Genomic DNA, 25679 nt, shown 5'->3' on the forward strand with positions numbered 1-25679 from the left:
GCCGACCCGCCCCCGGCCTTCGCCGGCGCCCGGGTCAGTGGGCGAGGGATACGGCGAAGGCCGGCCCAGGTCGCATCGGGGACCGGTGACGGTCTGCCTGGCCTGCTCGTCGTTCCCCGAGAGGTGGGCGGTGGGCGGGGTGGCCGGCGTTCCGGGGGCGGTCATGACCATGAACAGCGATGACCGGCACGAGCAGGACCACGGCCCACGCGCGCACGGCACGGCGCCGGTGCGGCGCGGCACGGAGCGCGGCCGGCGACGCCACCGGCCAGGAACCCGTCCGCGCCGTCGCCGTCCTGAGCGACCTCGTAGCCGCGGGCGCTGAGCAGGGCCTCCGTCCGGGCGTTGGCGGTGCGGGTGAGCCCTTGGGGCCGCAACGGGCATGATAAGCAGAGGAGTTGATGCCGCACACCGGGGATATCAGGAGCATGTGGAGGGGGCTCGGGGGACGCCGTGGGTGATGCCGTGGAAGAGGCCGGGGCGCGAGCAGTGGCGCCGGTGGGTGCGAAGCAGCGCGACGCCTTCATCTCGTACAGCCAGAGCAAGAACGCGCCGCTCGCGAAACAGCTCCAGCGCGGCTTGGAGCGGCTGGCCGTCTCGCGCTTCCGGCCCATGCGGATGAGCGTGTTCCGTGATGTCACCAGCCTGCCGGCCAACCACGACCTGTGGCAGTCGATCCAGCGCGAACTGGCACGCTCCCGCTATCTCATCCTGCTCGCCTCCCCAGAGGCCGCCGCCTCGCCCTGGGTGGCCAGGGAAGTCGACTACTGGCTGCGCGAGCGCGACACGGAGCACCTGCTCATCGCCGTCGCGAGCGGTGAGATCGCGTGGGACGACAGGGCCTGCGACTTCGACTGGCAGAAGACCACGTGCCTGCCGCGGAATCTGGCGGGCCACTTCACGGCCGCACCGCTCTGGGTGGACCTCCGGGAGATCGGGGAACGGTCCCACCACTCCATGCGCTACCCACCGTTCCGTGTCGCGGTCGCCACCCTGGCGTCGCCGTTGCACGGGCGTCCCAAGGAAGAGCTGGAGCACGACGACTTCCGGCAGCTCCGGTTCGTCAAACGGCTGAGCTGGTCGGGCGTCGCCCTGCTCGTGGCGCTGCTCGTCCTTGCGGTCTACGGCTTCTTCGACGCCGGCAGACAGCGCGAAGAGGCCCTGTCCCAGGCCCGCACCTCCGCTTCGCAGGCGCTCGCCGCCCGCTCCGGGCAACTGCTCGGGACCAGCCCCAACCAGGCCGCGCAGTACGCCCTGTACGCCGAGGAGACCAGGTCCACCCCGGAGTCCCGACGCGCCCTGGCCCAGGCCGTGGCCGCCGCCCCGTACGCCAGGCGCCGGCTGCGGGCGGACGCCGACTCCGTCACGGACCTGGAGGGTGCCTCCCGCCCGGCCCGTACGGACGTCGTCCTCAGCGCGGACGGCACGACCGCCGCGTACCGCTCGGTGTTCGACGAGGACTGGGTCGTACGCCTCTACGACGTGCGTTCCGCCCGGCAGTCGGGCGTGGTACGCGCCGATGGCACGCCCAGGGCGCTGAGTCGCGACGGCCGGGTCCTGGCCATGGAGGTCTACCTCAACCGGGTCCAGCTGTGGGACACCCGGACCGGCAGGCTCCTGCGCACGATGGCCACCGGGCACACGGAGAACCTCGCCGAGGTCGGTCACGGGCTCCTTGCCCTCGCCCTTTCGCCCGACGGACGGTGGGTGGCGGCCTCGCACTACACCCCGGAGGGTGAGGCGTTCGCGGTCGTGTGGCGCGCCTCCGACGGGCGCGAGATCACCCGGGTTCCGGTGAGCGACGCCCGGGTGGGGCTCGGCTTCTCCGCGGACGGCTCCCGGCTGACCCTGGTCGACCGGGGCCGTCGGGAGGTCCGGGAGTTTCGGACGGACTCGGCGCGCTGGGATGCGGCCCGGTCCCTGCCCGGAATACCGGGCGGCACGGCGGAGGCCCTGAAGCACAGCGAGGTTCTGCTGTTCGACGGGGCGCGCAAGGCCCTGACCCGGACGTCGAAGCGTGCCGAGGTGTGGGACCTGGACCGGCGCCGCCGCATCGCCGTCCGGTCCTTGGGACCGTACGAGGACATGACGGTCGCCGACGACAAGGGGACCTTCCTGGTGGGCGGGCAGGACGGCACGGTCCGGCTCCACGACGCCGCGCTGCGGCCCGGTACGACACTGGGCCGACTTGCCCGGCCGGCCAGCACCATCGCCGTGTCGGCCGACGGCACCCAGGTGGTCGTCGCCTCCTACGGCGGAGAGCTCAACCTCTTCACCACCGGTGTCCGACGAGGGCGGCAAGTCGCCTTGGACCAGGAGGAGTTCACTTCCGGGGATCTGACCTCGGACGGACGGATGGCGGTGCGCCGGACCGAGGGGCGCACCGAGTTCTGGGATCCGGGCACGGGCCGCAGGCTCGGCGCGATTCCGTACGCCAACCTGTCGGTGAACCTGGAGGACACGGCCTACGCGCTCAGCGGGGACAAGCGGTATGTCGGCATGCAGAGCGTGGAAGGCCTTGATGACGAAGGGCGGTTCGAGATCTGGGACCTGCGCACCGGCAGGCGCACGGACTGCGGCACGGACATCGGTGAATCCTCCTTCGCGCTGATCCGTCGCCCCGGGGTGTTCTTCCTCCCGGGCGACCGGTACGTGGTCGGCGACTGGAACGGCGCCGTGGAACTGCTCGACACCCGGACCTGCACCCGCAGCACGGTGACGGAGGACTCCGGCCGCCTCGCGCTGAGCGGGGACCGCAGGACCCTGGTTCTCCTGAGCGACGACGGTGTCGACACCTGGCGCTGGGACGGCGACCACGCCTTCGCGCATGCGGCCCGCACCACTTTGCCGGCCGAGGCCCGTCCCGTGGGCATGGGCGTCGACCACGAGGGAAAGCAGGCGGCGTTCTCCGACATGGAGGGCCATGTGTATGTCGTACGGCTCGGCTCCGGCGAGCGCGTGCGCGCCACCGGCTACCTGCCGAAGGAATCCGATGACGTGGCGTTCAGCCGGGACGGCCGTCTGCTGTTCCAGGGCTTCATGGCCGAGAGCACCCGGGGTGTGCGCGTCCTGGACGCCGCCAGCGGCGATCAGCTCGACCTCTGGACCACGGACCCCCCAGCCGGCTCCGCGCAGCCCAACGAGGGCATGCAGGTCGTCCCCGGCCCCGCCGACGACATCCTCACGCTCGGCCCCGACCACAGGGTCGTCCGCCGCACGGTCGGTGTGGAGGCGTGGCACGACCTGCTCTGCGGCCTGGTGAGCCAGCCCCTGCCGACCCGGGAACGGGACCGTTACCTGAAGGACCTGGACGTGGAAGAACCCTGCCGCTGAGGGACGACGCCCCTTCCGCGAAGCTGCACCCAAGTGATCCGGGACCCCCTAGGCTGCTGCCCCACACGGGTGTCAGCCGTAGGGAGGCCTTGTGCCACGGTCCGACGCGGGGGTCAGGGTTCGTACCCGCCTGCTGTTGATGTACAACCTCACGCCACAGGTGCACGTGCCCGACGACAGGCTCCGTCCACTGTCCGAGGCGTTCGGCCTCGGCCGGTTCACCGCCCACGTCGAAGCCGCCGGACTGCTGCTGCCCCGGCTGGTGCTGCACGAGCACGTCTCGGAGATCACGCTGCCGCCCAACGCGGCCCGGGTCGACGGTGCGGACCTCACCCTGGCTGTCACCCCTCGCCAGGACCCGCTGCTCTTCGTGGACGTCGATTTCCCGGACGACGCGGGCGACTCGGACGCGATCGCCGAAACCCTCTACGCCACCTGGCAGGACCGCTCGGCCACCCGTGTCGGCGGCGTGCCGCTGACCGCGTGGCTCGACGAGCGCTTACGGGCGTACGGCAGCACGGACCGGCCCGCGGACCAGCCACCGCTCGAGTTCGGCCGGAACGTCCACCAGAGCGTCTTTCCCGGAGCGGCCCTCGCACCAGGGCTGTTGGCCGAGCACGTGCCCGGCGACGCGGTCGGCCAGGACGTGGTGACCATAGTGCTGCGCGGCACGCTGGACAGCGGCACCGGCGCCACACTGGGCATCCGGCGGCCCGCGACGCTGAACAACGCGGGTCAGACCATGGTCGCGCACGGCAGAGGCGTGTCGTTGATCGTCGGCTACGCACCGCCGGTGGAGAACGCGTTCGGGCTGGCCGCCGCGGGCATCCTCACCGCGGTCGCGGCCGTGCACCGCATCCGACGCCAGGCGTTCGAGGCGCTGGAGCTGGACCGGGCAGCGGCAGTCGAGACGACGGACGACGCCCGTGCCCTGGTCGCGCAGCTCTCGCACCGGCTCAACGATCTCCAGCTCGACCTGAGCTTCAGCGTCGAGGTGTACGCCGACACGATCCTCATACCGGAGCTGCTGGTCGAGAGCTTCCATGCGTCACTGCGCGACGTCTCGTCACTGGCGGACGCGCTGGCCAACACCTCCCGCATCGTCGAGCGCGTGAACGCCGTCCTCGCGACGCGCCGCGTCGGCCTCGAGACGGCTTCCCAGCAGTACGCCGAGGACCGGGACCGGGTGCTGGCAGCGGTGATCGCCGTCGGCTCGCTCATCGCGCTCCCGCCCGCGCTGCTCCTCGCGTACTTCGGCGTCAACAGCAGCGACGTGGACCCGAGCAGGTCGATCCTGGACCTCCACCATTACGGTGTCGCGTACGCGATCGCCTGGCTGCCCTTCCTGCTGCTGATCGGCGTCGGCCTGTTCGCCCGCCGCCGGATATCGCTGCGCCTGCCCGCCCCGGACGATGGCACGTCCGGGCGACGCACCCGGCGTTCGCGGCGTTCCCGGCGCGGACGGTCCCGGCGCCCCGGACGGTGACGGCTCAGAGCAGCTCGGCGAGCGGCTCCACCGTGTCCCAGCGGCTGAGGTACTCCGTCGCCGCGTGCGGGTCGAAGTCGCGGTTGCTGACCCGCCGGGTGCGTTCGAGCACCGCGTCGTCCTCGGGGAAGAGCTTGCGCAGCCTCAGCGTGGCGACGATGAAGTCGTCGCGGTCGGCGACGTTCACCCAGCGCTTGAGGTGGGCCGGGGAGCGCAGTGGCTGCGGTCGCAGCCGCCCGCGGATGATCGAGCGCAGCCCGAGCGGCGAACCGAAGGTGACGAGCAGCGGCAGCGGCTGGTCGAGCCGGTGCAGCGCCTCGTAGGCGACGACGGTGCCGAGCGAGTGGGCCAGGACGGCCTTGGTGTCGGGGGTCACCCGGGCCAGCGTGGCCTCGATCGCGCCTTCCCGTACTCGCTCGTCGTCCAGGTAGGCGGCCACCTGCCCGAGGTGGAAGGCGCCGGTACTGGTGAGCGCGGCGAATCCGGAGCGGGCGATCGGGCCGAGCCGCCCCATCATCGAGATGAACATGCGCAGTGGCTCCAACGGCCCCTGCTCGGGTCCGACCTCGACGCTCAGCTCCTCCAGGGCGTCGGCGGCCTCGTCGCTGTCTCCCGGATCGGAGGCATGCCGGCGGATGTTGTCGATGATGTCCCGGGCGACCCCCTCGCCGGTGACCGCGATCGGAGGGGGCAGCGGCACGTCGAAGTCGTCGTGGGGCACGTAGTCCCGGTACAGGTGGCGGTAGTAGGCCATGGCGACCGTCAGCGCCCCGTCGTCGAGGCGGTCGGCCGCCCGGCCGTGGCCGTTGGCCCGCAGCGTCCGTGCGAGGGTCCGTGTCCAGTCCTCCCGCAGCTGCTGCTCGGTCTCGCCCTCGGGTCCGATTCCGTGCACCATGACCAGCTCGGCCATACGTCTCCCCTTCGCCGGCGCTCTCGTCGTTCGCCACCCCAACGCGTAGGCCCGGGCAGCGGTTCCCGGTGCCCGGGCACAGCCATAATGCACGCATGACAGCCGAGCGCCGCACGCTGGTGATCGCGTCCCACTGGGACGTCCGCGAGAAGAAGGACGAGGACCGGCTGGACCAACTGGAGGTTCGGGCGCATGAATTGACGGCGCTCTTGACGGATCCGAGGCGCGGTTCGTACTTACCCGCGCATGGTGACGGCCTGTTGCTGAACCCGCGGACGGTGTCGGAAGTGACCGACGCGGTGGAGGAGGCGTTCCAGGCGGCGCAGGCGGCGCGTGCCTCCTTGCTGCTCGGGTTCCTCGGCCACGGGTTTCGCCCCGAGGGTGGCCGTTTCCTCTTCCCCCTCAGCTCCACACCGGCCGCGCCAGGCCCGGAGACGGCCTTCGACCTGCCCGCCGAGGTCGGCCGGATGACGAAGCGGTACGGGGGCGTGCCGGAGTTGACCCTCGTGGTCGACGGGTGCTTCTCCGGCCACGTCCTCCTCGCCGCGGTCGAGGGCTGGGTCGGGTCCGCCATGCAGACCGGCCGCACGATCGAGGTACTGACCTCCTCCAACGACCGTGTCTCCTACGACCTGCAGTTCTCTCGGGTCCTCGCCCGGCTCGTCCGCCACGGGGACATCCGGCTCGAACCGTTCCTGGAGACGAGGGCGGTGCGCCTGCGGGTGCAGACGCTGGTCCGGCGTCAGATTCCGCAGGCGGTCTCGTTCAACGGGGGCACCGGCTCCCACCAGGCGCCGTCGGAGGCGTGGATCGCCCGCAACGTGGCGCACGACCACAAGCTGAGCGTGCTGGCCGGTTCTCCCGACCAGCAGGTCCTGGTGCCCGCCCTGCGGCACTTCCAGCCGCCCGCGGAGCTGGCCCGCATCGCCCGGCTCGTCCGCCTGAACCGGCTCGTGGCCGTGGTCGGCGCCATGGGCACGGGCAAGACGACGATCGCCACCGCTCTCGCCCGCCCCGAGCTGCTGCCCGAGGACGAGGCGGAGACCGCCGCGACGGTGTGTGCGGTCGTGCGGCTCGGCGACGCCGCGTGGACGTCCGGGACGGCCGTCCAGCAGACGGTCCGGCAGCTGCGCAGGTATCTGCCGGGTTTCGACACCGCGCGTACGGCATACCGGGCACGGATCCCCCAGGCTCGGCGGGCGCTGCTGCCGAGCACGGTCGCGGAGGTGGCGGGACCGCTCGGTCTGATGGAGGCGCGCGAGCCGGTGCGGGTGGTCGTGGACGGCCTCGACCAGGTGAAGGACCCGACGAGTCGCGCCGCGCTGTTCACGGAGCTCGGGGCGCTGCGGGACGCCGCGCCGGAGTGGTTCGGTGTGGTCGCCACCGTCCAGGAGTGGGTGGCGCTGCCCGACCACTGGCAGCGGCTGCCGGTCCCGGTGCCCGACGGCCGGAACCTGCGCGCCTATCTTCGGGCCCGGCGGGTACCGGAGGACGCCCAGCAGGTGATCCTGGCCCGACGGGACGGGAACTGGCAGCTCACGAGGGTCCTGGCCGATTTCGGTCCGTCCGAGGCGTCCGAGGCCGGTGAGGGACTGGCGGACGCCTACGACCAGGCGCTGGCCCCGCTGCGCAACCACGCCGCCGCCCAGGGCGCCTCCGGCCGGCTCGACCCGGTCCTGATCGTCGTGGCCGCCTCCGGCCCCGGCATGATCCTCCCCCGGCCGCTGCTCGTCCGGGCGGCCGGGAAACTGGGCGGCCCGGCCGACGACGAGGCGCTCGGCGTGGCGCTGCGTCTCCTCGACGGCCTCATGGTCCGCTCGCCCGACCCGTCGGGCACCGAACTGCTCGGCGTGTACCACCCGTCCCTCGTCGAGTACGTGGCCGAGGAGCATGACCTGGTGGAGGGGCATCGCGCACTGTGCGACACCCTGGAGATCATGGCTCCCATGGAACAGCACACGCCCGACGACCCGCTGCACCGCTACGCCGAGCAGGCCGAGGCCGAGCATGTGTGGCAGGCCGCTGTCGCCGCGCCCGACGAGAACGCCGCCGCGGCGCTGTACGGGCGGCTCCTGGCCGCCCTGGAGCTGCGCGCCGCACCGGAGGCGACGGTGAACCGGGCCCGCTGGGCGGGCTGGGCCGAGCGCCTCGTGGGGCGCCTCGGCGCGGACGCGCCGGTGGCCCTGAGCGCGCGGGCGCGTACGGCGTACTGGACGAGCAAGTCCGGCGCGTACGGGCGGGCCCGCGAGGTGTACCGGGAGCTGTTGCCGGACCAGCTGCGGGTGCTGGGCGCGGACGCTCCCGAGGCGCTCGAGACCCGCGCGCGCATCGCGTACGCGACCGGAGAGACAGGTGACTTCGCCGAGGCCGTGGCACTCCACCGGGAGGTGCTCGCCGACCAGGAGCGCCTCCTGGGCCCCGACGATCCGCGCACCCTGGACACCCGGCACCACATCGCGTACTGGACGGGTCGCGGCGGCGCCCGGCAGGAGGCGCTGCGGCTGCACGAGGGGCTGTTGCCCGACCTGGAACGCGCGCTGGGCCCGGCGGACGTGGCCGTGCTGGAGGAGCGGCACTACATCGCATACTGGCACGGCATGCTGGGCCGATACGAACAGGCCCTGGAGCTGCACGCCGAGCTGTTGAGGGACCGGATCGAGGCGTTCGGCGAGGAGCACGAGCAGGTGGTGTTCAGCCGGATGAACATCTGCAAGTTCCTGGGCGAGTCGGGGCGCCTCCAGGAGGCACTCGACGGCTACGGCGAGCTGCTGCCGCTCGTCACCCGGGTCCGCGGCGCGTACCACCCGAACACCTTCCTGGTCCGGCTGAACACCGCCCGGTTCGTGTGGGAGACGGGCGACGCCTCCGGCGCGCTGCCGCTGCACGAGGAGGTCCTCCGGGACCAGCGGGAGGTTCTGGGCGACACCCACCCGGCCGTCATGATCACCCGCTACAACATCGCCATGCTGAAGGCCGAACTCGGCGACCCGCTCACGGCGCTCACCGAGCTGGACGTCCTGCTGGAGCAGCGGCTGGCGCGCTATGCCGACCCGGAGCATCCGGAGGTCATCACGACGAGGTTCGGCCGGGCGCGGACCCTGGCTCGGCTCGGGGAGGCGGAGCGGGCGGTGGCCCTGCTCCGTGGGGTCGTCGCCGACCGTGCGCGGGTGCTGGGCGAGGAGCACCGGGACACGCGCGGGGCGCGGGAGGAACTGGAGGGGCTGCTGGGCGGCTGACCGGTGGCAACCTGTGCGCAGGGTCGAGAAGTTGGCGTGATGGAAGGCTCTAGGGTGGGTCGCATGGACGCTGTGGACGACCTGATCAAGGACCCCCACCGGGCGTACCGGCACCTGCGCGGTACGTCACCCGTGCATCCGGTCGCCGGCCCGGACGGGACCACGGCCTGGTTGGTCACGCGCTACGACGACGTGCGCCAGGCGCTGTCTGATCCCCGGCTCTCGCTGGACAAGCGGCACTCCACGGACGGATACACAGGCTTCGCCCTGCCGCCCGCGCTCGATGCCAACCTCCTCAACATGGACCCGCCCGACCACACCCGTATCCGCCGTCTGGTCGGTCGTGCCTTCACGCCGGGCAGGATCCAGCAGTTGCGCGGGCCCATCCAGAAGACGGCGGACCAACTCCTCGACGCGCTGGGCGAGCACGGTCGCACCGATCTGATCGCGTCCTACGCCGCTCCCCTGTCGATCACCGTCATCTGCGACCTGCTCGGTGTACCGGACGAGCACCGCGTCGATTTCCGCGGCTGGACACACGCACTCGTCGCTCCCGACCCCGCCCGTCCGGCGGCGACCCGGGACGCCGTCACCGCGATGCTCGGCTTCTTCACCGGGCTCCTGGCGGACAAGCGCCGACGGCCGGCGGACGATCTGCTCTCCGACCTGATCCGCGTGCGGGAGGCGGGGGACGCGCTGAGCGAGGACGAGCTGATGTCGCTTGCCTTCCTCGTCCTCGTCGCGGGCTTCGAGAACACCGTGCATCTGATCGGCAACGGCCTGCACAGCCTGCTGCAGCACCCCGAGGAGATGGCGCTGCTGCGCGAGGAGCCCACTCGGCTGCCGGACGCCGTCGAGGAGCTCGCGCGGTTCGAAGGGCCCGCGCTCCTCGCCATCAGGCGCTTCACCACCGAGGACGTGGTGCTCGGTGGGGTCACGGTGCCGGCCGGACAGACGGTCCTGCTGTCCCTGGCCGCCGCGAACCGTGATCCGGAGCGCTTCGACCACCCGGACCGGCTCGACCTGGGGCGGGAACCGACCGGGCATCTCGCCCTGGGACTCGGCATCCACTACTGCCTGGGGGCCGCACTGGCCAGGGCGGAGGCGGAGATCGCCCTTGGGACTCTGCTTGTGCGCCTCCCCGGTCTTCGGCCTGCCGACGGCGAGCCCCGGTGGCGGCCCTCGATGCGCTCTCGCAGCCTGACGGCCCTGCCGGTCAGCTACTGACGGACTCGGCGTCCGGCTCAGCCCATCGCGCCTTCCCCGCGTTGCCGCAGCCGCCGGCGCATTCCGCCGATCATCGGCATGGTCAGGCCGGCGAAGAGGAACAGGACGGCGAGCCCGCTCAGTGCCGGGCTCAACGCCTCCTCGACGTCGAGGGACCACGGGTGGTCGAGTGTGTGGAAGACGATGTACGACCCCTTGGACATCGTGTACCCGACACCCAGGACGGCCGCGACGGAACACAGGGCGAAACCGACGCCGGTCCAGGGGCGGGCGGTCCGGCTGCGCCGGGCGGTCCGGCCGCACATGAAGGCGAGCTCGCCGCAGGTGACCAGGACGTAGGAGAGGTAGATGAGCAGGTAGGCCGCCACGGACGGGTGGTCGACGTACGCCGTGGTGAACTCGACGTCGTCGCCGTTCGTCGCGACGAAGAGCGGGATCATGACGGCCAGCTCGACGGCGGCGGCGAACAGCCGCTGGTACATGGCGGTTCGCAGGTACTCCGGCCGGTAGGCCAGGTCCACCATGGTGATCTGGAGCGACGCGCACCAGAGGATGGCGCAGATGTGCGCCACCAGCTTGCCCGCGTTGTCCAGGCCGGTGACCTCCTCGGCCACCCGGGCGACCGCGGGTACCGCGAAGAAGACCCCCACCGTGCACACGCCGAACGCCACGGCGATCAACCACGTGAACACGCGCGGGTTGTGCAGGGCTCTCCGGGTGCAGAGCACGGTGGCGATCACCCCTGCCGCGGTGCAGGAGCCGAAGATTATGCCGTCCAAGGGGAGACCTTCCAGCGCATCTCAGAGACCTTCCAGTGCATCGGCCGCGTATTGGGCGGCTTCGGTTCCAGTCCGTCGTCGTCGGGTCTTGGTCGGCTTCTCCACGCCCGGGCGGTCCGGAACGGACGGCAGGCCGAGGTCTTCCCGCCGTCCCTCCAGATACGCGACGACATCGCGCACCTCGCTCTGCGGCAGGTCGCTCAGCAGGGCGAGCACACGGCGGGCCAGCGGGTCCTCGAAGGCTTCGAGCGCCTCGAGGTCGTCGTAGCCGGGATGCGGCAGCAGGTAGGCCGGCGGCACGTCGCCGAGAGCCTGGCACAGGGCGAGGACGGTCTTGATGGTCGGGTTGTCCTGCTGACCGTTGGCGAGTTTCGCGATGAGTGCGAACGACGTCGATGTGGGCGGATCGGGCAGCTCGTCGACGGCCTGTGACAGGGTGCGGGAGACATACGCCCTGCCCCTGGCGTCCTTTCGGCCGGCCATGAGCGACTTCAGCTTCCGCGCAAGGGAGTTCGGTCGCGGGCCCGGCACCGCGGCGCCCCTCAGGGGCCCTCCCTCGTCACCGCTCACACCCACGTAGAGGTCTCTTCCGCCATCACCGATCCTGCTTCTGTGTACTTTAGTTGACACACCGTCGGACGCAAGGGCAGGATCGCATGATCGGCCGGCTTCCGTGCTGAGAGGAGCGCCACTTGAGGCAGCACGGCTTACGTGCCCCGGAGATCGGCACGGGCAGGCCGCACTCCGCGAGGATCTACGACTACCTGCTCGGCGGCAAGGACAACTACAAGGTGGACCAGGAGGCCGGTGACGAACTCGTCGCCGCCGCCCCCGAGGAACGCATCGGCGCCCGGGCCAACCGCGCCTTCCTGGAGCGCGCGGTCCGTCACGTCGTCGGTTGCGGCCTCCGGCAGATCCTCGACATCGGCACCGGGCTGCCCCATTCACCCAACGTGCACGAGATCGCCCTCGGGACGGCCCCGGACGTGCGCGTCGCGTACGTCGACAACGACCCGATCGTGACGGCGCACGCGGACGCCCTACTCCGCAGTTCCGACGCGATCGGCGTCGCACGCGCCGACCTCCGCGACCCGCGGGACGTCCTCGACCACCCCGGCGTCCGCGGCGTCATCGACTTCGACGAGCCGGTGGCGCTGCTACTCGTCTCGGTCCTCCACTTCCTCACGCGGGCGCAGGAGCCCGAGCGGGTCGTCGCCACCCTGCGCGAGGCACTGCCGGCCGGCAGCTTCCTGGTGCTCTCGCACGCCACGGGCGACTTCGCCGACCGCAGGACGGCGCAAGCCGTCTACGACAGGGCCGCCGCCCCTCTCAACCTGCGCTCCCACGCCGAGATCGAGCGGTTCTTCGACGGCTTCGACCTGGTCGGGCCCGGCCTGGTTCCGGTCCCGCTGTGGCGGCCGGACACACCGCCGACGGCGCAAGCGGCCGGGGTCGGCATCTACGGGGCCGTGGCCCGCCTCACGCGTTGAGGCGCCTGCCGATCGAGAGGAACGCCTGCACGAGGGGGACCCGAGGGACCGCCGGGGAGACCACCTCGGAGGCGTAGTGGACGACGACCAGGTCCAGAGCGGGTGAGACGAACAGGCGCTGCCCGTGGATGCCGCTGGCCATGAAGGATCCGTAGGGGTCGTTCAGGATCCACCACAGGTCGTGGTACGAGAGGGTGGCCGGCGAGCCGGGCGGCGCCGCGGGGAAGCGAACGCGCCGCGGGTAGCCGTCGGGGACACTCCCGGCCAGGGCGGTCACCGCTTCCGGCACGATCTGGCGGTCGCCGACGGCCCCGCCGCGGCGGACGAGTTCGCCCAGGCGGGCCACGTCGCGCGCGGTGGCGCTGAAGCCGCCGCAGGCCGCCTCGGCGCCGTCCGCGTCGAGGAGGTAGTAGGCGTCCTCCTCCGCCCCGATCCGGGACCAGATCATCTCGGACATCAGTGCCGAGGTGCTGAGTCCGGTGATCCGCCGCAGGACCTCGGCGAGCGCCTCGACGTTGCCGTTCTCGTAGCGGAACTCCGTGCCGGGCTCGCCCGTGGCCCTGGCGGTGGCGAGATGCTCGCGGATGGTCGCGGGCCCCGAGTAGCCGTAGGGACGCAGTCGCGGAGCGAGCACGGCGAAGTAGCGCTGCGCCTCCAGGGCCTTGTCGTACGGGCGGCCGGCGTAGCTCATCCGCGTGCCCATGTGCATCAGGTGGTCGACCTGGGCTTCGCCGAAGGCGGTGCCGGAGAGTTCGGGCACGTACCGGGCGACCCGCGCGCTCCGGTCGAGGTGTCCTTCGTGGGCGAGGGTCGCGGCCAGGAGACCGAGGTAGGCCTTGGCGGCGGAGGCGTTGAAGTGCGGGACGTGGCCCTCGTAGCCGTGCCGGTACTCCTCGTGGACGAGCCTGCCCCGGTGCAGGACGAGCAGGGCGTCGGTCTCGGCCTCGGCGAGCAGTTCCGCGAGGGTGAGGGTACGTCCGTGCGAGCCGGTGAGGCCGAGGTCGTCGAGGGCGCCCGGCGGCGACGCCGGCAGGTCACCGGGGCCTCCCCGGCCCCGCCAGACGCGACGACTGGGCATGATCTCCCGGCCTGCCGTCGTGTGTCGTCGCGCCCAGGCCGAGTCCGTGAATCCTCGTGCCCAGACGAGGTCGGCCAGTGAGTCCGTGCCGGTCACGTGTCGCTCCGCTCGTTCGGAATCAGCTCATCACGAGATCGATACCGTACACACTGTTCGGAAACAGAGGAAGGGGGCGGCGAGGGGCGGCAGGGGGCGGCCGTCCGGGTGTGACTACCGGGGTTCGGCGCCCTGGCCTCCGGGGAGGTCGACGGCTCCGGGGGCGTCCACCGGGGTCAGCCCGGTGGCCCAGACCCTTCCGTAGACGGAGAGGTCCCGCAGGTGGGCGGTGATCTGCTCGGCGGTGTAGCCCGTGTCGTTCTCGACCCACCAGCCCAGCACCGAGATGAGTTCGCCGGTCCACGCGCGGGCGACGATGCCGAGCGGGATCCTCGGCTCCACGCCGAGTTGCCGCGCCCGGTCGCGGAAGGCCGTCTCGGCGTGTGAGCGGATGAGTTCGGTGAACTCCCGCAGCGCCCGCCCGTCGCCCTCCCCCCGCAGAATCACCTGGTAGACGCCTCGTTCCTGGGCGGCGTGTTCGAAGATGTACTTGACCGGCAGCCCGGTGAAGCCCTGGGCGTGCGCCTGGCGAACGGCCGGCAGCAGACGCTCGCGGTCCTGCGCGAGGTCGCGGACGATGCCGACCAGGAGATCCTCCTTGTCCCGGTAGTGCGCGTAGAAGGTGGCCCGGCCGATGTCGGCCCGCTCGGTGACCTCCTCGACAGTGATGGCCTGGAACCCCTTGTCCAGCACCAGTTCGACCAAGGCCTTGCGGAGCGCGGCGCGCGTCCGCCGGACGCGGCGGTCTTCGGGCTTCATGTCCACTTCGATTCCTTCTCGTCAGGACCGTTGACCCGACCCTAGCGCTGCCCGTACCTTGCCGGACAACACGATTAATACTGAACAGACTGTTCTGAAACTCTGGAGGCGGCAATGAATCTCGGGCGTTACGTGCGCCGGACAGCCGGGCACCACCCGGACGCGGAGGCGGTGGTCTGCGGGCACGTCCGGTTGACGTATGCGGAACTCGACGACCACAGCGACCGGCTGGCGGCCGCGCTCACCGGGATGGGCCTGGGCCGGGGCGAGCGCGTGGCGACGCTCGCGGCCAACCGCGCGGAGCTGGTCGTCACGGAGGTGGCCCTCTACAAGGCGGGGCTGACCCGGGCGCCGGTCAACGCCCGCCTCGGCGACGGCGAAGTCGCCCATCTGCTGCGGGAGTCGGACGCCCGCGTCCTGCTCACCGACGCCGCCCACCTGGACACGGCGCGACGGGCGGTGCCCGGGTCGGCCGTGAAGGCCGTCATCGGCTACGACGGTCCCGCCGGTCTCGGTCCGGGCTACGCGGAACTCCTCACGGCCACCTCCCGCGAGGCCGTGGACGTGGAGTGCGCCGAGGACGACATCGCCGTCCTGCACTTCACCTCGGGCTCCACCGGCAAGCTCAAGGCGGCCGTGCAGACGTACGGCAATCGGCTGGCCCTGCTGCGCAAGTCGGTGATGAACCGGGCCACTCGGGTGGGTACGGGCGACCGGCAGATCCTCGCCGGTCCCGTCACCCACGCCTCCGGCATGCCGCTGATGGGCATCTTCTTCGCCGGCGGATGCGCCGTCGTGCTGCCGCGCTGGGACGCCGCGGAATTCCTCGCCACCGTGGAACGAGAGCGTGCCACCCACGCGTTCCTCGTCCCGACCATGGTCAACACGGTCCTCGCGCTGGAGAACGCCCGCGACCACGACCTCTCCAGCCTCCGCCATCTGCTCTACGGCGCCGCACCCATGTCACCCGCCCGCGTCCGGGCGGCCTGGGATCTCTTCGGCCCCGTGCTCAGCCAGGGCTACGGATGCGGCGAGACGACCTCCGGGGTGCTGTTCCTCTCCACGGAGGACCACCGCCGCGCCGTCGAGGGCGACGACGAGGAACTGCTGCTCTCCTGCGGCCGCCCGCTCACCGAGGCCGAGGTGCGGATCGTCGACGACGGCGGCGACCCGGTGGCGGACGGCGAGATCGGCGAGATCGCCGTCCGCGGGCCCGACGTCGTTCCCGGTTACCACAACGAGCCGGAACTGACGGCGCGGAGCTTTCGCGACGGCTGGTTCCTCACCGGCGACCTGGCGCGGCGGCGCAGCGACGGATACGTCTTCATCGTCGACCGCAGGAAGGACATGATCATCTCCGGCGGTTTCAACATCTACGCCGTCGAGGTCGAGTCCGTCCTCCACCAGCATCCCGGCGTCTTCGAGGCCGCGGTCGTAGGTGTACCCGACGAGCAGTGGGGCGAGGCGGTCAAGGCCGTCGTCGTCCCGCGGGCGGGGGTCACGCTCGACGCGGAGGAGCTGATCGCCTTCTGCGCCGAGCACCTGGCGCGCATGAAGAAGCCCCGCTCCGTCGACGTCGTCGCCGCGCTGCCCCACAACCCCAACGGCAAGATCGACCGCCGCGCCATCCGCGACACCTACTGGTCCGGCGCCGAGCGCCGCGTCCACTGAACAGGGAACCACTCCATGCCCTACACCCTCACCCCCCGCTACGACGACAACCCCCGCCTTCAGGATCTGGTCGGCCGGCTGCGCGCCTACCTGACCGACGAACTCCTCCCCTACGAGCGGGCCCACGGCATCACCCCCGAGAGCAAGCTGGACCGGACCACCCTGGAAGGCGTCTGGAAACGCAGCGCCGAGCTCGGCTTCTACGGCATCAGTCTGCCGCCGGAACTCGGCGGCCAGGGACTGAACTTCACCGAACTGTGCGCCCTGAAGGAGGAACTCACCGCCTCCGCGGCGGCGTTGTCCCACTCGGTCCTGGGCGACATGGGCGGGCCGCTGCGCGTCGGCGCGATCGTGAAGTACGCCACCGACGAGCAGCGGGAGCGCTACCTCCTCCCGGTGGTCCGGGGCGAGCGCGCCTGCTGCTTCTCCCTCACCGAACAGGACGCGGGTTCGGACGTACGCCGCATGCGGACCACCGCGACGCTGGACGGCGACAGCTATGTGCTGAACGGGCACAAGGTGTTCAGCTCCGCCGCCCCGTTCGCCGACTTCGCGGTCGTCGTCGCCCGGATGGCGGACAGCGAGGAGACGTACAGCGCCTTTCTCGTCGATCTGGACACCCCCGGCTGCCGGGTCCTGGACGGCGCCGTGCCCATGTCGGGCCAGCAGATGGAAGGCGACCTCGTCTTCGAGGACTGCCGCATCCCCGTCGCCAACCTGCTCGGGGAGACCGGCCAGGGGCTGCGCATCGGCATCGGCCGCATCACCCTCAACCGGCTGCTCCACTGCCCTTCCCTGATCGGTGCCGCGCGACGGGCCTGGGACCTGTCGGTCGACCACGCGAAGACCCGCGTCGCGTTCGGACAGCCGCTGCTCGCGCTCCAGGCCATCCAGCACAAGCTCGCCGACATGGCCACGGACCTCTACGCGGCCCGGTCGATGGTGCTCGCCACCGCCGCGAAGGCCGACCGCGGCGAGAACATCGCGGTGGAGGCGAACATGTGCAAGCTGTTCACCGCCGAGGCCTGCTTCCGCACGGCGGACCAGGCCGTGCAGATCCACGGCAAGGACGGCCTGACACGCGGTCACGAGGTGGAGCAGATCTTCCGGTCCCTGCGCATGTTCCGGATCGTCACCGGCACGACCGAGATCCACAAGAACGCCATCGTCAAGGCACTCGTCTGACCCGGCGGCACCGGCGGTCCGCACCCGCCGGTGCTCGCCCCGCATCCGCAGGAGTCACCCATGGCAGTCCGATTCTCCGCGCCCCCCGCCGACCGTTCCGCCCGCCGGCCCGCCGGCCGTCCGTACGACCGCCGCCGGGCGTGGCTGGTGACGGCCATGATCGTCACCTTCATGGTCATCAACTTCGCCGACAAGTCGGTCCTCGGTCTCGCCGCTGTCCCGATCATGGACGAGCTGAACATCAGCAACAGCACCTACGGGCTCATCTCGAGCTCCTTCTACCTGTTCTTCAGTCTCTCCGGACTCGTCGTCGGGTTCTTCTCCTCGCGTGTCTCGAGCAGGACCATGCTTTTCGTCATGGCGCTGCTGTGGGCGGTCGCCCAGCTGCCCGTGCTGGCCGTGGCGGCGGTCCCTACCCTGATCGCGGGCCGCGTCCTGCTGGGTGTCGCGGAAGGCCCGGCGGCCTCGATGTCCATGCACGCGCTGTACAAGTGGTTCCCGCCCGAGCGGCGCGGACTGCCCTCGGCCCTGCAGATCGGTGGCGCCGCGATCGGCACGCTGGTCTCCGCGCCGGTACTCACCTGGCTGATCACGGATTTCGGATGGCGATCGGCGTACGCCGTCCTCGCCGTGGTCAGCCTGCTGTGGGCGTTGGTGTGGCGGCGGACGGGCCATGACGGACCGTTCGACGAGACACGCCCACCACGAGCCGACGCGCCACGGCCCGTGAAGCACCTTCCCTACCGCAGACTGCTGCTCACCAAAACCGTGCTGGGCAGCATCGCCAGCGCCTTCGGAGCCGCCTGGGCGCTCGCTCTGGCCCATGCCTGGCTGCCCGCCTACCTCAGGACCCAGCTCGACATGAGTGCTCATGCGGTGGCGACCGCCATCAGCGCCATCTCCGCCCTCAGCCTCGTACTGCTGCTGACCGTCTCGCCCCTCGTGGATGCCCTCAAGGCGCGCGGGGTGTCCAGCCGCTGGTCCAGCGGTGCGGTACAGGGGGCGTCGGTGTGTGTCGCCGGCTGTGCCATGGCCGCCTTTCCGTTCACCGACGGCGTCGTCGTCCGTCTGCTCCTGATCGGGGTGGCCTTCGGCACGGTCGCCGTCGCGATCCCCTTGCACTACGTGACCGCCGCCGAGGTCGTTCCCGGGGCCCAGCGCGGTGCCGTCTTCGGCATCGTCGCCGCGACGGGCACCCTCCCGGGACTGATCGCCCCCTTCGTCACCGGTCGCCTCATCGACACGGCGGACACGGCGTCCTCCGGCTATAGGACCGCGTTCCTCATCGCGGCCGCGGTGATGCTGCTGGCGGGCGCCACGGCCGTCACCGCCATCCGGCCGGAACAGGACGCGCGACGGCTCGGCCTGCTCCACCCCGCGACCGACCCCGAGAAGGGTGCACACACAGGAATCCGATGAACCGGCGCCGCTTCGTCCGAAGAGGTCGACATGGGGACGGGTGTGGATCATGGCCTTGACCGGGCGGTTCCCGCAGTGCGGCTACATGTACGGCACCCGTTGCGCGGTCTTGCCCGAGCGCAGTGTCACCAGGGCGTCCGCTTGGGAGAGTCCGCTCTCCTCGACGACGCCGCGCACGCTCTGGGCCTCGCGCACGAGTGCGAAGGCGACCTGCCCGCGGGAATCCGTCCGGTATCCGTAGACAGCGGGACGTGGCAGGGAGTTGTAGGAGAAGTGCGAAGAGAAGTAGTACGCCCCGGTGTCGTAGAGGGCCACCACGTCGCCCGGTTCGACGGCCGGCAGCTCACGCCCGGTCGCGGTCAGGTCACCGGCGAAACAGCATGGGCCGGCGATGTCGACGACCTCGGCCGGGCCGTGCTTGGGCCGGCCCGCGGCGTCGAACACCCCGACGCGCAGCGGCCAGGCGTCCGGCATGAAGACCGTGCGGGTGGCCACCTGCGCGCCGGCGTGCGTGACCGCGATCCTGCGGCCACCGGCCGACTTGGTGTACTCGACGATCGAGCCAATGGTGCCGCTCTTCGCGAGCAGGGAACGGCCGAACTCGGTGATCAGGGCGTAGCGGCCGTCGAACAGCCCGGGTACGGCGGAGCGGAGCTCGGCGACGTGGTCCGCGTACGTCGGACGGTCGTCCTCGCTGTCGAAGTTGACGGGCAGGCCGCCGCCGATGTCGAGCCCGGTGATCTGGGCGCGTCCCAGCTCCTTGTTGATGCGCTCGGCCAGTTCGTACGCCGCCCGGACCCCTTGGGCGATGAGCGGCAGCGGACAGCCCTGGGAGCCGACGTGGGCGTGCAGCCGGTTGAGCCAGGGCCGGCGCGCGAAGGCCTCGATCACCGCGTCGACGGCGCCCTCGTCGCGCAGCGCGACGCCGAACTTGGAGGTCGCGGTGGCGGTGCTCATCGCACCGATGGCTCCCGCGCCGATCTGCGGGTTCACCCGCAGTCCGATGGGCCCGGAGGCCTCCCGGCCGGCCAGCAGGCCGTCCACGCGGGCCATCTCCTGGAAGTTGTCCAGGTTGATCGCGATGCCGTGGGCCAGGGCGAACTCCAGCTCCTCGACCGTCTTGGCAGGGCTGTCGAACACCAGCCGGTCGTAGGTGAATCCGGCCGCCAGCGCCTGCTCCAGCTCGCCGGGCGAGGCCACTTCGCAGCCCATGCCCGCCTCCGCGAGGAGCCGCAGCACGGGCACCAGCCCGCACGCCTTCGCCGCGAACGTGTGCTGCACCGGGGCTGGTCCCTCGAACGCGTCGTTCAGCGCGTCGACGGCGGCGAGCACGCCGTCGACGTCGAGGAGACCGACCAGGGGCGCTCGCGGGCCCAGCAGGCCGTCCTCGACCGCCCGTGCGAGCGCGGCCTCACGGGCGCTGCCGCGTTGGTGGAGGGAACCGGAAGTCACTGCACCACACTCCAGAGGTGTCGGTCGTGCACGGCGCTCGCGGAGCGGCCGGCCGTTCTGCCTCGTACAGCTTCGCTCCGCCGAGCCCGGTAAGTCTTCGTGCCACACGACCATGGCGGGGGCAGTTTCCTGTGCAACGGGACAGCTCAACGATCAAGATGCTCGGGTGACCGCCACGGCTCCGGAGAACCGGGGCCTCACTCCGTGCGTCGCGCCAGCCGCAGTCCGACGTCCGCCAGGAGCCGCACGGTGGGGTCGGCCAGGTCGACACCGAACAGCTCCCGAGCCCGCCGCAGCCGGTACCGCAGGGTGTTCGGATGCACGTTGAGGCGCTGTGCGGCCGTGCCCGTGTCACCGAAGGCGTCGAGGTAGGCGCCGACCGACGCGCCGTACTCCGAGCCGTGCGCCCGGTCGTGCTCGACCATCGCGTGCACGGGGCCCGACAGGCTCTCCCACAACGGCGCGATCAGGTCGAGCAGGCGCAGCGCGGACACCTCGGGAACGACTTCGCCGAACGCGGCCACCGCGGAGACCACGTCCGCGGCCGGCCGCCGCGCGGCCCGCTCCCGCAGCACCCGCACCACCAGCTCCGCGGCCTCGCGCGACGCGGGCAGCCCCGACAGGTCCGCCGCGACCGGGCCGACGCCGGCGAACACCACACCGCGCGGCACCGACCGCGCCGTCGCCGCCAGGGCCCGCGCCGGGTCCGTCTCGCCGTCCTCCGCCGGAAGCAGGACGTACAGCCGCCGCCCCGACCGCGCGGTCACGCAGCCCGGCCGGTACGCCTCGGCCTGTAGCGCGAGCACGTCCAGCATCCGCTGCTCGGCGGCGCCCCCCGTCGCCGGGGCGGGCACGACCGTCAGGTCCCGGCTGTCGTACGCCTCCGCGACCAGCACCGTGTACGGCCGGCCCGGCGCGAGCCCGGCGTCGTGCGCGACGCGGGCCGCTTGGCCACTGCCGTCGAGAAGCGCGTGCACCGCGCCCTCCCGCGCCCGGGCCGCGGCCCGGCCCCACGTCTGGTGGTGGGCGAGGTGCGGCACGGCGGCCCGCGCCGCCGTGTGCAGCGCCGCCGCCGCGTCCTCGGCCAGCGGCCGGCCGTCGGCGGCGGCCCAGAGGGACCCGAGGATCTCCGACCCGTGGCGCACCGCGACGGCCAGCCGTTCCGCGTACCGGTCGTCGGCGGGCAGACGTACGACGCCGTCAGTGTTCCACAGGGCCTGGAAGAAGCCGCTCTCCCGCAGTTCGTCCACCCGCCAGCGAGGCACCTCCTGCCCGAGGATCGTCAGCCGGCGCATCGGGTCGGGCTCATGGTCCATCCGCGAGTAGGCGAGCACCCGCGACTGCGGGTCCTCGATCGTGATCGCGCCCCCGACCAGGGCCGCCACCGTGTTGGCGAGCTCCGGGAGGTCGCCGAGCCGCAGCCCTTCCACCCCGGTCCCTCCGGTCGGGGCGCTGTGCGCCAGAGCGGTGCGCAGCCGGCCGAGCACCTCGGTCCACCCCTGCCCCGGCCGCCGGGTGAGCAGCGCGGTGCGCCCCGAGGCGGCCGCCTCCAGCAGTGCCGCCCGCGGCCCGCGGGCCCCCCGCCTCAGCACCACGGCCGCGGCTCCGGCCCGCTGCGCACCACGCAGCACGTCGATCGCGTCCGGCGAGGCGGCATCCACCCCGACCGCGAGCAGGATCAGTCCGGACGCCGCCCAGGTGCCGTCGTCCCGCTCCTCACCCGGGTCGTGCAGTACCACGTCGGCCACCGGCACCCCGGATCCGCGCGGCGCCACGACGACATCCAGCATTCCGGGGGCGATCAGACGGAGGATCTGCTCGAGCGACGGCCTGCCGTCGCGCCGGTCCGGTTCCCTTGCTGCCATGCGTCCATCATGGTCGGCCGAGCGGCCGCCTTCTCCCGGGCGGCCGCCCGGGGGTGAGGACTACCGCCAGGACCACCGCTGCCAGCACCGCGGACATGACGGCGAAACCGGCGGAGAAGGTGGCCGCCTGCGCCGCCAGGCCCAGCGCGAGGGATCCGAGCCCGGTGCCGGCGTCGTAACCGATGTTCCAGGCGACGGAGGTCACGTGCCGGTTCTCCGGGCCGGCGAGGTCGAAGGCCTGCACCAGGGTGAGGCTCTGGAGCCCTCCGTACGCGGCTCCCAGCAGGAGCAGTCCGGCGAGCAGGGGGAGGACGGGCTCGCCGTCCGAGCCGACGGCCAGGGCGATCAGTGCCAGTCCCGCGCACGCGGTCGAGGCGAGGAGGGCGGTGATGGGCCGCAGGGCGATCCTGTCGGCCAGTTCTCCGCAGCCCCAGCGGGCCGGAGCGGCCGTGGCGGTGAGCGCGAGCAGACCGGTGGCGGCGAGGGTGGGGGTGCTCGTGAACTGCGGGGCGAAGGTGAGCACCGCTCCGCCTGCTGCCGTGACCAGGAGCAGGACGGTGAGCGGAAGCAGGATGCGCCGGAGCACCGTGGTCGCGGGGGCGGGGTGCCCGGTACGGCCGTCCTGGGCGGGCGGACCGTCCGTGCGGGCCTCGACCGCGCGGCCGAGGGACCGGGTCCAGGGCAGCGCGAGGACGGGGAGAACACCGCAGGCGACGATCGCGGGGAGGGCGAACGTTCCCATCAGCCAGGGTGCCGCCGGGGTGAGGACGACCTGGGGCAGCGCGACGGCGAGTCCGTAGAGGCCGATGGCCGCCCCCTGGCGACCGCGCGGGGCCAGGGCGGCCGCGGCGGTGGCGCCGCAGACGGTGACGATGCCGAATCCCGCTCCGCGCAGGGCGGTCGTCACCAGGATGGGCACCAGGTGGTCGCTGAGGCTCTGCAGGAGGGCGGGCAGGCCGAGCAGGAGGGCTCCGAGGGCCAGGGTGCGGGGCCAGCCGATGGTGCGCAGCGCCGTTCTGACACACAGCTGGGCCAGGACGGTCGCGGCCATGAGGACGGCCGTGACGAGTCCGGCGCCGAACTCGTCGGCGCCCCCGGCCACGGCCCACGCCGGTGAGACGGGGAGCAGCAGGGCCAGTCCCGCGAAGCAGAAGGCTCCCACCGTCAGCAGGTGGGGTATGCCCGGGGACCGCAGGACGGATTCCGTCGCTCGTTCAGACATGATTTTCGATTGTCCTTGATCTCCGAGCAGTCGTTCCAATGACAGTGAGAGTAAGGGTCACGTCTTCGCTGCTGGTGGGCCTGTGGCTGACGGCGGTTCCGCCTACCGGAAGCCGAGGTGCGGATCGGTGGTACCGGTCAGTTCCGCGCTGGCCGCCCACAGGCGTGCGGCGACCTCCGGGTCCGCCATGTGTGCGGGGACCGGCTCACGTCGCGGTTGGCCACGCAGGCCGAAGACCCTCGGCCCCCACAGCTGCCCTCCTTGTACGTCGGGGTCGAGGACGGCACGGACGACGGGCCATGCTCCGGCGTCCTTGCCCTGCACCATGAGCGCCGCGGGCAGGCCGCGCAGCCGCTCGCCGGGGGTCGGCACGCTGACCGGCGGGCGGGGCGGGGTGAGGGCGTCCAGTGCGCCACCGGGGTGGGCCACCACGCTGAGCACCGTGCTGCCGACGGCACGCAGCCGGCGGTCGAGTTCGAAGCCGAAGCACATCTGCGCGAGCTTCGACCGGCCGTAGGTGCGCTTGGGCCGGTAGTCCCGGGTCGACTGCAGGTCGTCGAGGTCCAGCCGCTCGGATCGCGCCGCGAAGCTTCCCAGCGTCACGATGCGGCCCGCCGGCGCCGCGGACAGAAGGGGCGCCAGCCATCGCGTCAGCGCGTAGTGGCCGAGGTGGTTGGTGCCGAACATCAGCTCGTGGCCGTCCTCGGTCTGCCGACGGGGCGGGTCGTCGAGCGCGACCCCCGCGTTGTGGACCACCGCGTCGAGACGACCGAGGTCCAGCGCCAGACCGTCCGCGGCGGATTTCAGGGTGGACAGGTCGGCGAGGTCCAGGTGCAGGTGCCGCACCCGCGCGCCCGGGACGCGTGAGCTGATCGAGGCAAGGGCGGCGTCGACCTTCGCGGGGTTCCTGCTGCCGATGACGACGAGGGCGCCGGTGGCGGCGAGCTGCTCCGCGACGAAGTAGCCGATCCCGGCGTTCCCCCCGGTGACGAGGAAGTTCCGTCCCTCGGCAGACGGCAGCCGGTGTACGTCCCACGGTCGGTTCTGGGATGCGGAAGACACGATGACAGACTCCTTGTGCTCGGGCAGCGTGCTCGTGAAGAGCACCGACTCGCCCAAGGTCGCTCCCCCGGCCGACAGATCGCCGACAGATCACACCTACCGCCGACAGACGACCGACACATCCGCGCCCATGCCCCCGCCCACGCCTTCACCCTGTCCGGACGAGGAAGCACTGGTCGGCGGCATCGGTACAGGGTTCCTCGATCGCTTCGGCTCCCACGGTGGTGTCGTCGTCGGCGATGCCGATGTTGAGGACGAGCCTTGACCTCGACCGGACTTGAGGTTGGAGGGTGAGCGGGACGTTGCCTACAGCGAAGGGTGCTGCTCATGCACGCGATCCAAGTGGCCTCGTTCGGTGCTCCGGACGTGCTGACCCTGATCGACCTGCCCGATCCCGTGCCCGGCCCCGGCCAGGTCGTCGTCGGCATGGTCGCGGCGGACGTCATCTTCCTGGACACGCTGTTGCGCGACGGCTGGGGTCAGGACCTCTTCCCGCGAACCCTGCCGTACGTGCCGGGCGGTGGCGGAGCGGGCGAGGTGCTGGCAGTAGGTGACGGGGTGGACCCCGCCTGGGTCGGCCGGAGCGTGGTCGTACGAACCGGCACCGGATACGCCGAACAGGTCGTCGCGGGTGAGGCGGAGATCATGCCGGTCCCCGACGGGCTGGCCGCCGTGACGGCGGCCGCACTGGTGCACGACGGCGTGACCGCCCTCGGCTTCCACCGGCTCGGGGCGCCGCAGAAAGGGGAATGGGTACTGGTCTCGGCGGCGGCCGGCGGGGCGGGCACACTGCTGGTGCAGTTGGCGGTCGACGCCGGGGCCCGGGTGGTGGCCGCCGCGTCCAGCGACGCGAAGCTGGCCCTGGCCCGTGACCTGGGCGCCGAGGCCGTCGTCGACTACACGCGGGCGGACTGGGTCGAGCGGGTGCGCGAGGCGACCGGCGGCGGCGCCGGGCTCGTCTACGACGGCGCGGGCGGGGCGCTCGGTGCGGCCGGCGTCGACGCGCTCGCGGACGGTGGACGCTTCGTCACCTACGGGACCGCCGACGGATTCGCCGCCCCGGACCGGGAATCCGCCGCGCGCCGAGGCATCCGGCTGCTCATGCCGCTCATGGACGGCCCTCCGGACCGGGAGACCGTCCGAGAACTGCTGGGCCTGGCCCTGGACAGCGCCGCCGAGGGGCGCCTGCGCCCGGCCGTCGGCGCCACCTACCCGCTGGCGCGGGCCGCGGACGCCCACCGCGCTCTGGCCGCGCGTACGACGGTGGGCAAGTCACTGCTTCTGATGGGCGGCGAGCAGGACGGCGAGTAGGACGGCGCGCACGGGCGGCACGGGCGGCACGGGCGGCACGGGCGGCACGGGCGGCACGGGCGGCACGGGCGGCACGGGCGGCACGGGCGGCACGGGCG

Annotated in this window: 18 protein-coding genes; 9 read left to right on the forward strand and 9 right to left on the reverse strand. The window is 72.1% G+C overall.

Translation table 11 applies throughout. The features are described from left to right. The first annotated feature begins 453 nt into the window (after window positions 1-453). Complete coding sequence (locus tag ACZ7MF_RS15710) at window positions 454-3333, forward strand: toll/interleukin-1 receptor domain-containing protein (RefSeq protein ID WP_471477360.1); 2880 nt, start codon at window positions 454-456, stop codon at window positions 3331-3333. A gap of 166 nt (window positions 3334-3499) precedes the next feature. Next, entirely contained in the window at window positions 3500-4819 is a 1320-nt protein-coding gene (locus tag ACZ7MF_RS15715; RefSeq protein ID WP_471477361.1) for a hypothetical protein, read from the forward strand. 4 nt (window positions 4820-4823) lie between these two features. Here the strand turns inward: ACZ7MF_RS15715 and ACZ7MF_RS15720 are convergent, their stop codons facing one another. After that, on the reverse strand, window positions 4824-5729 hold the full coding sequence (locus tag ACZ7MF_RS15720) for a hypothetical protein (RefSeq protein WP_471477362.1): 906 nt from the start codon (window positions 5727-5729) through the stop codon (window positions 4824-4826). Between the two features lie 95 nt (window positions 5730-5824). Between ACZ7MF_RS15720 and ACZ7MF_RS15725 the strand changes: the two genes are divergently transcribed. Then, window positions 5825-8965: a tetratricopeptide repeat protein gene (locus ACZ7MF_RS15725; RefSeq protein WP_471477363.1), complete on the forward strand. Its 3141-nt coding sequence runs from the start codon at window positions 5825-5827 to the stop codon at window positions 8963-8965. A 63-nt stretch (window positions 8966-9028) separates the two neighbouring features. Next, the gene (locus tag ACZ7MF_RS15730) at window positions 9029-10192 is read left to right on the forward strand and encodes a cytochrome P450 family protein (protein ID WP_471477364.1); all 1164 of its coding nucleotides are present in this window, start codon (window positions 9029-9031) and stop codon (window positions 10190-10192) included. A gap of 17 nt (window positions 10193-10209) precedes the next feature. Here the strand turns inward: ACZ7MF_RS15730 and ACZ7MF_RS15735 are convergent, their stop codons facing one another. Further along, window positions 10210-10971, reverse strand: a complete 762-nt coding sequence (locus ACZ7MF_RS15735) for a hypothetical protein (protein WP_471477365.1) — start codon at window positions 10969-10971, stop codon at window positions 10210-10212. Between the two features lie 21 nt (window positions 10972-10992). Continuing rightward, window positions 10993-11454: a hypothetical protein gene (locus ACZ7MF_RS15740; protein WP_471477366.1), complete on the reverse strand. Its 462-nt coding sequence runs from the start codon at window positions 11452-11454 to the stop codon at window positions 10993-10995. Window positions 11455-11663: 209 nt separating this feature from the next. On the opposite strand from ACZ7MF_RS15740, the gene ACZ7MF_RS15745 reads away from it, so the two are divergent. Then, window positions 11664-12461 carry an SAM-dependent methyltransferase gene (locus ACZ7MF_RS15745; RefSeq protein ID WP_471477367.1) on the forward strand — a complete coding sequence of 266 codons (798 nt, stop codon included), beginning with the start codon at window positions 11664-11666 and terminating at the stop codon, window positions 12459-12461. On the opposite strand, the gene ACZ7MF_RS15750 is transcribed toward ACZ7MF_RS15745, so the two are convergent. Both ACZ7MF_RS15750 and ACZ7MF_RS15755 read right to left on the reverse strand, forming a co-directional pair. Beyond that, the gene (locus tag ACZ7MF_RS15750) at window positions 12451-13635 is read right to left on the reverse strand and encodes a serine hydrolase domain-containing protein (RefSeq protein ID WP_471477368.1); all 1185 of its coding nucleotides are present in this window, start codon (window positions 13633-13635) and stop codon (window positions 12451-12453) included. The genes ACZ7MF_RS15745 and ACZ7MF_RS15750 overlap by 11 nt on opposite strands. A gap of 114 nt (window positions 13636-13749) precedes the next feature. Next, window positions 13750-14394: a TetR/AcrR family transcriptional regulator gene (locus tag ACZ7MF_RS15755; RefSeq protein WP_471477369.1), complete on the reverse strand. Its 645-nt coding sequence runs from the start codon at window positions 14392-14394 to the stop codon at window positions 13750-13752. A 114-nt stretch (window positions 14395-14508) separates the two neighbouring features. On the opposite strand from ACZ7MF_RS15755, the gene ACZ7MF_RS15760 reads away from it, so the two are divergent. Genes ACZ7MF_RS15760 through ACZ7MF_RS15770 form a run of 3 tightly spaced genes read left to right on the forward strand, consistent with a single transcriptional unit; the run spans window position 14509 to window position 18669 of the window. Beyond that, on the forward strand, window positions 14509-16065 hold the full coding sequence (locus ACZ7MF_RS15760; RefSeq protein WP_471477370.1) for an acyl-CoA synthetase: 1557 nt from the start codon (window positions 14509-14511) through the stop codon (window positions 16063-16065). A gap of 15 nt (window positions 16066-16080) precedes the next feature. Continuing rightward, a complete protein-coding gene (locus tag ACZ7MF_RS15765) occupies window positions 16081-17250 on the forward strand; it encodes an acyl-CoA dehydrogenase family protein (protein ID WP_471477371.1) in 1170 nt (389 codons plus the stop codon). A gap of 60 nt (window positions 17251-17310) precedes the next feature. Further along, entirely contained in the window at window positions 17311-18669 is a 1359-nt protein-coding gene (locus tag ACZ7MF_RS15770; protein WP_471477372.1) for an MFS transporter, read from the forward strand. 81 nt (window positions 18670-18750) lie between these two features. On the opposite strand, the gene ACZ7MF_RS15775 is transcribed toward ACZ7MF_RS15770, so the two are convergent. From ACZ7MF_RS15775 to ACZ7MF_RS15790, 4 genes are all read right to left on the reverse strand, one after another. Then, on the reverse strand, window positions 18751-20121 hold the full coding sequence (locus ACZ7MF_RS15775; RefSeq protein WP_471477373.1) for a diaminopimelate decarboxylase: 1371 nt from the start codon (window positions 20119-20121) through the stop codon (window positions 18751-18753). 197 nt (window positions 20122-20318) lie between these two features. Beyond that, window positions 20319-21986, reverse strand: coding sequence for a PucR family transcriptional regulator (locus ACZ7MF_RS15780; RefSeq protein ID WP_471477374.1), 1668 nt, complete (start codon window positions 21984-21986; stop codon window positions 20319-20321). A 7-nt stretch (window positions 21987-21993) separates the two neighbouring features. Then, window positions 21994-23208: an MFS transporter gene (locus tag ACZ7MF_RS15785; protein WP_471477375.1), complete on the reverse strand. Its 1215-nt coding sequence runs from the start codon at window positions 23206-23208 to the stop codon at window positions 21994-21996. A 102-nt stretch (window positions 23209-23310) separates the two neighbouring features. Next, entirely contained in the window at window positions 23311-24270 is a 960-nt protein-coding gene (locus ACZ7MF_RS15790) for an SDR family NAD(P)-dependent oxidoreductase (protein WP_471477376.1), read from the reverse strand. 327 nt (window positions 24271-24597) lie between these two features. Between ACZ7MF_RS15790 and ACZ7MF_RS15795 the strand changes: the two genes are divergently transcribed. Continuing rightward, window positions 24598-25581: a zinc-binding dehydrogenase gene (locus ACZ7MF_RS15795; RefSeq protein ID WP_471477377.1), complete on the forward strand. Its 984-nt coding sequence runs from the start codon at window positions 24598-24600 to the stop codon at window positions 25579-25581. Window positions 25582-25679 lie beyond the last annotated feature (98 nt).

It is taken from the genome of Streptomyces sp. NPDC111628, assembly GCF_055635195.1.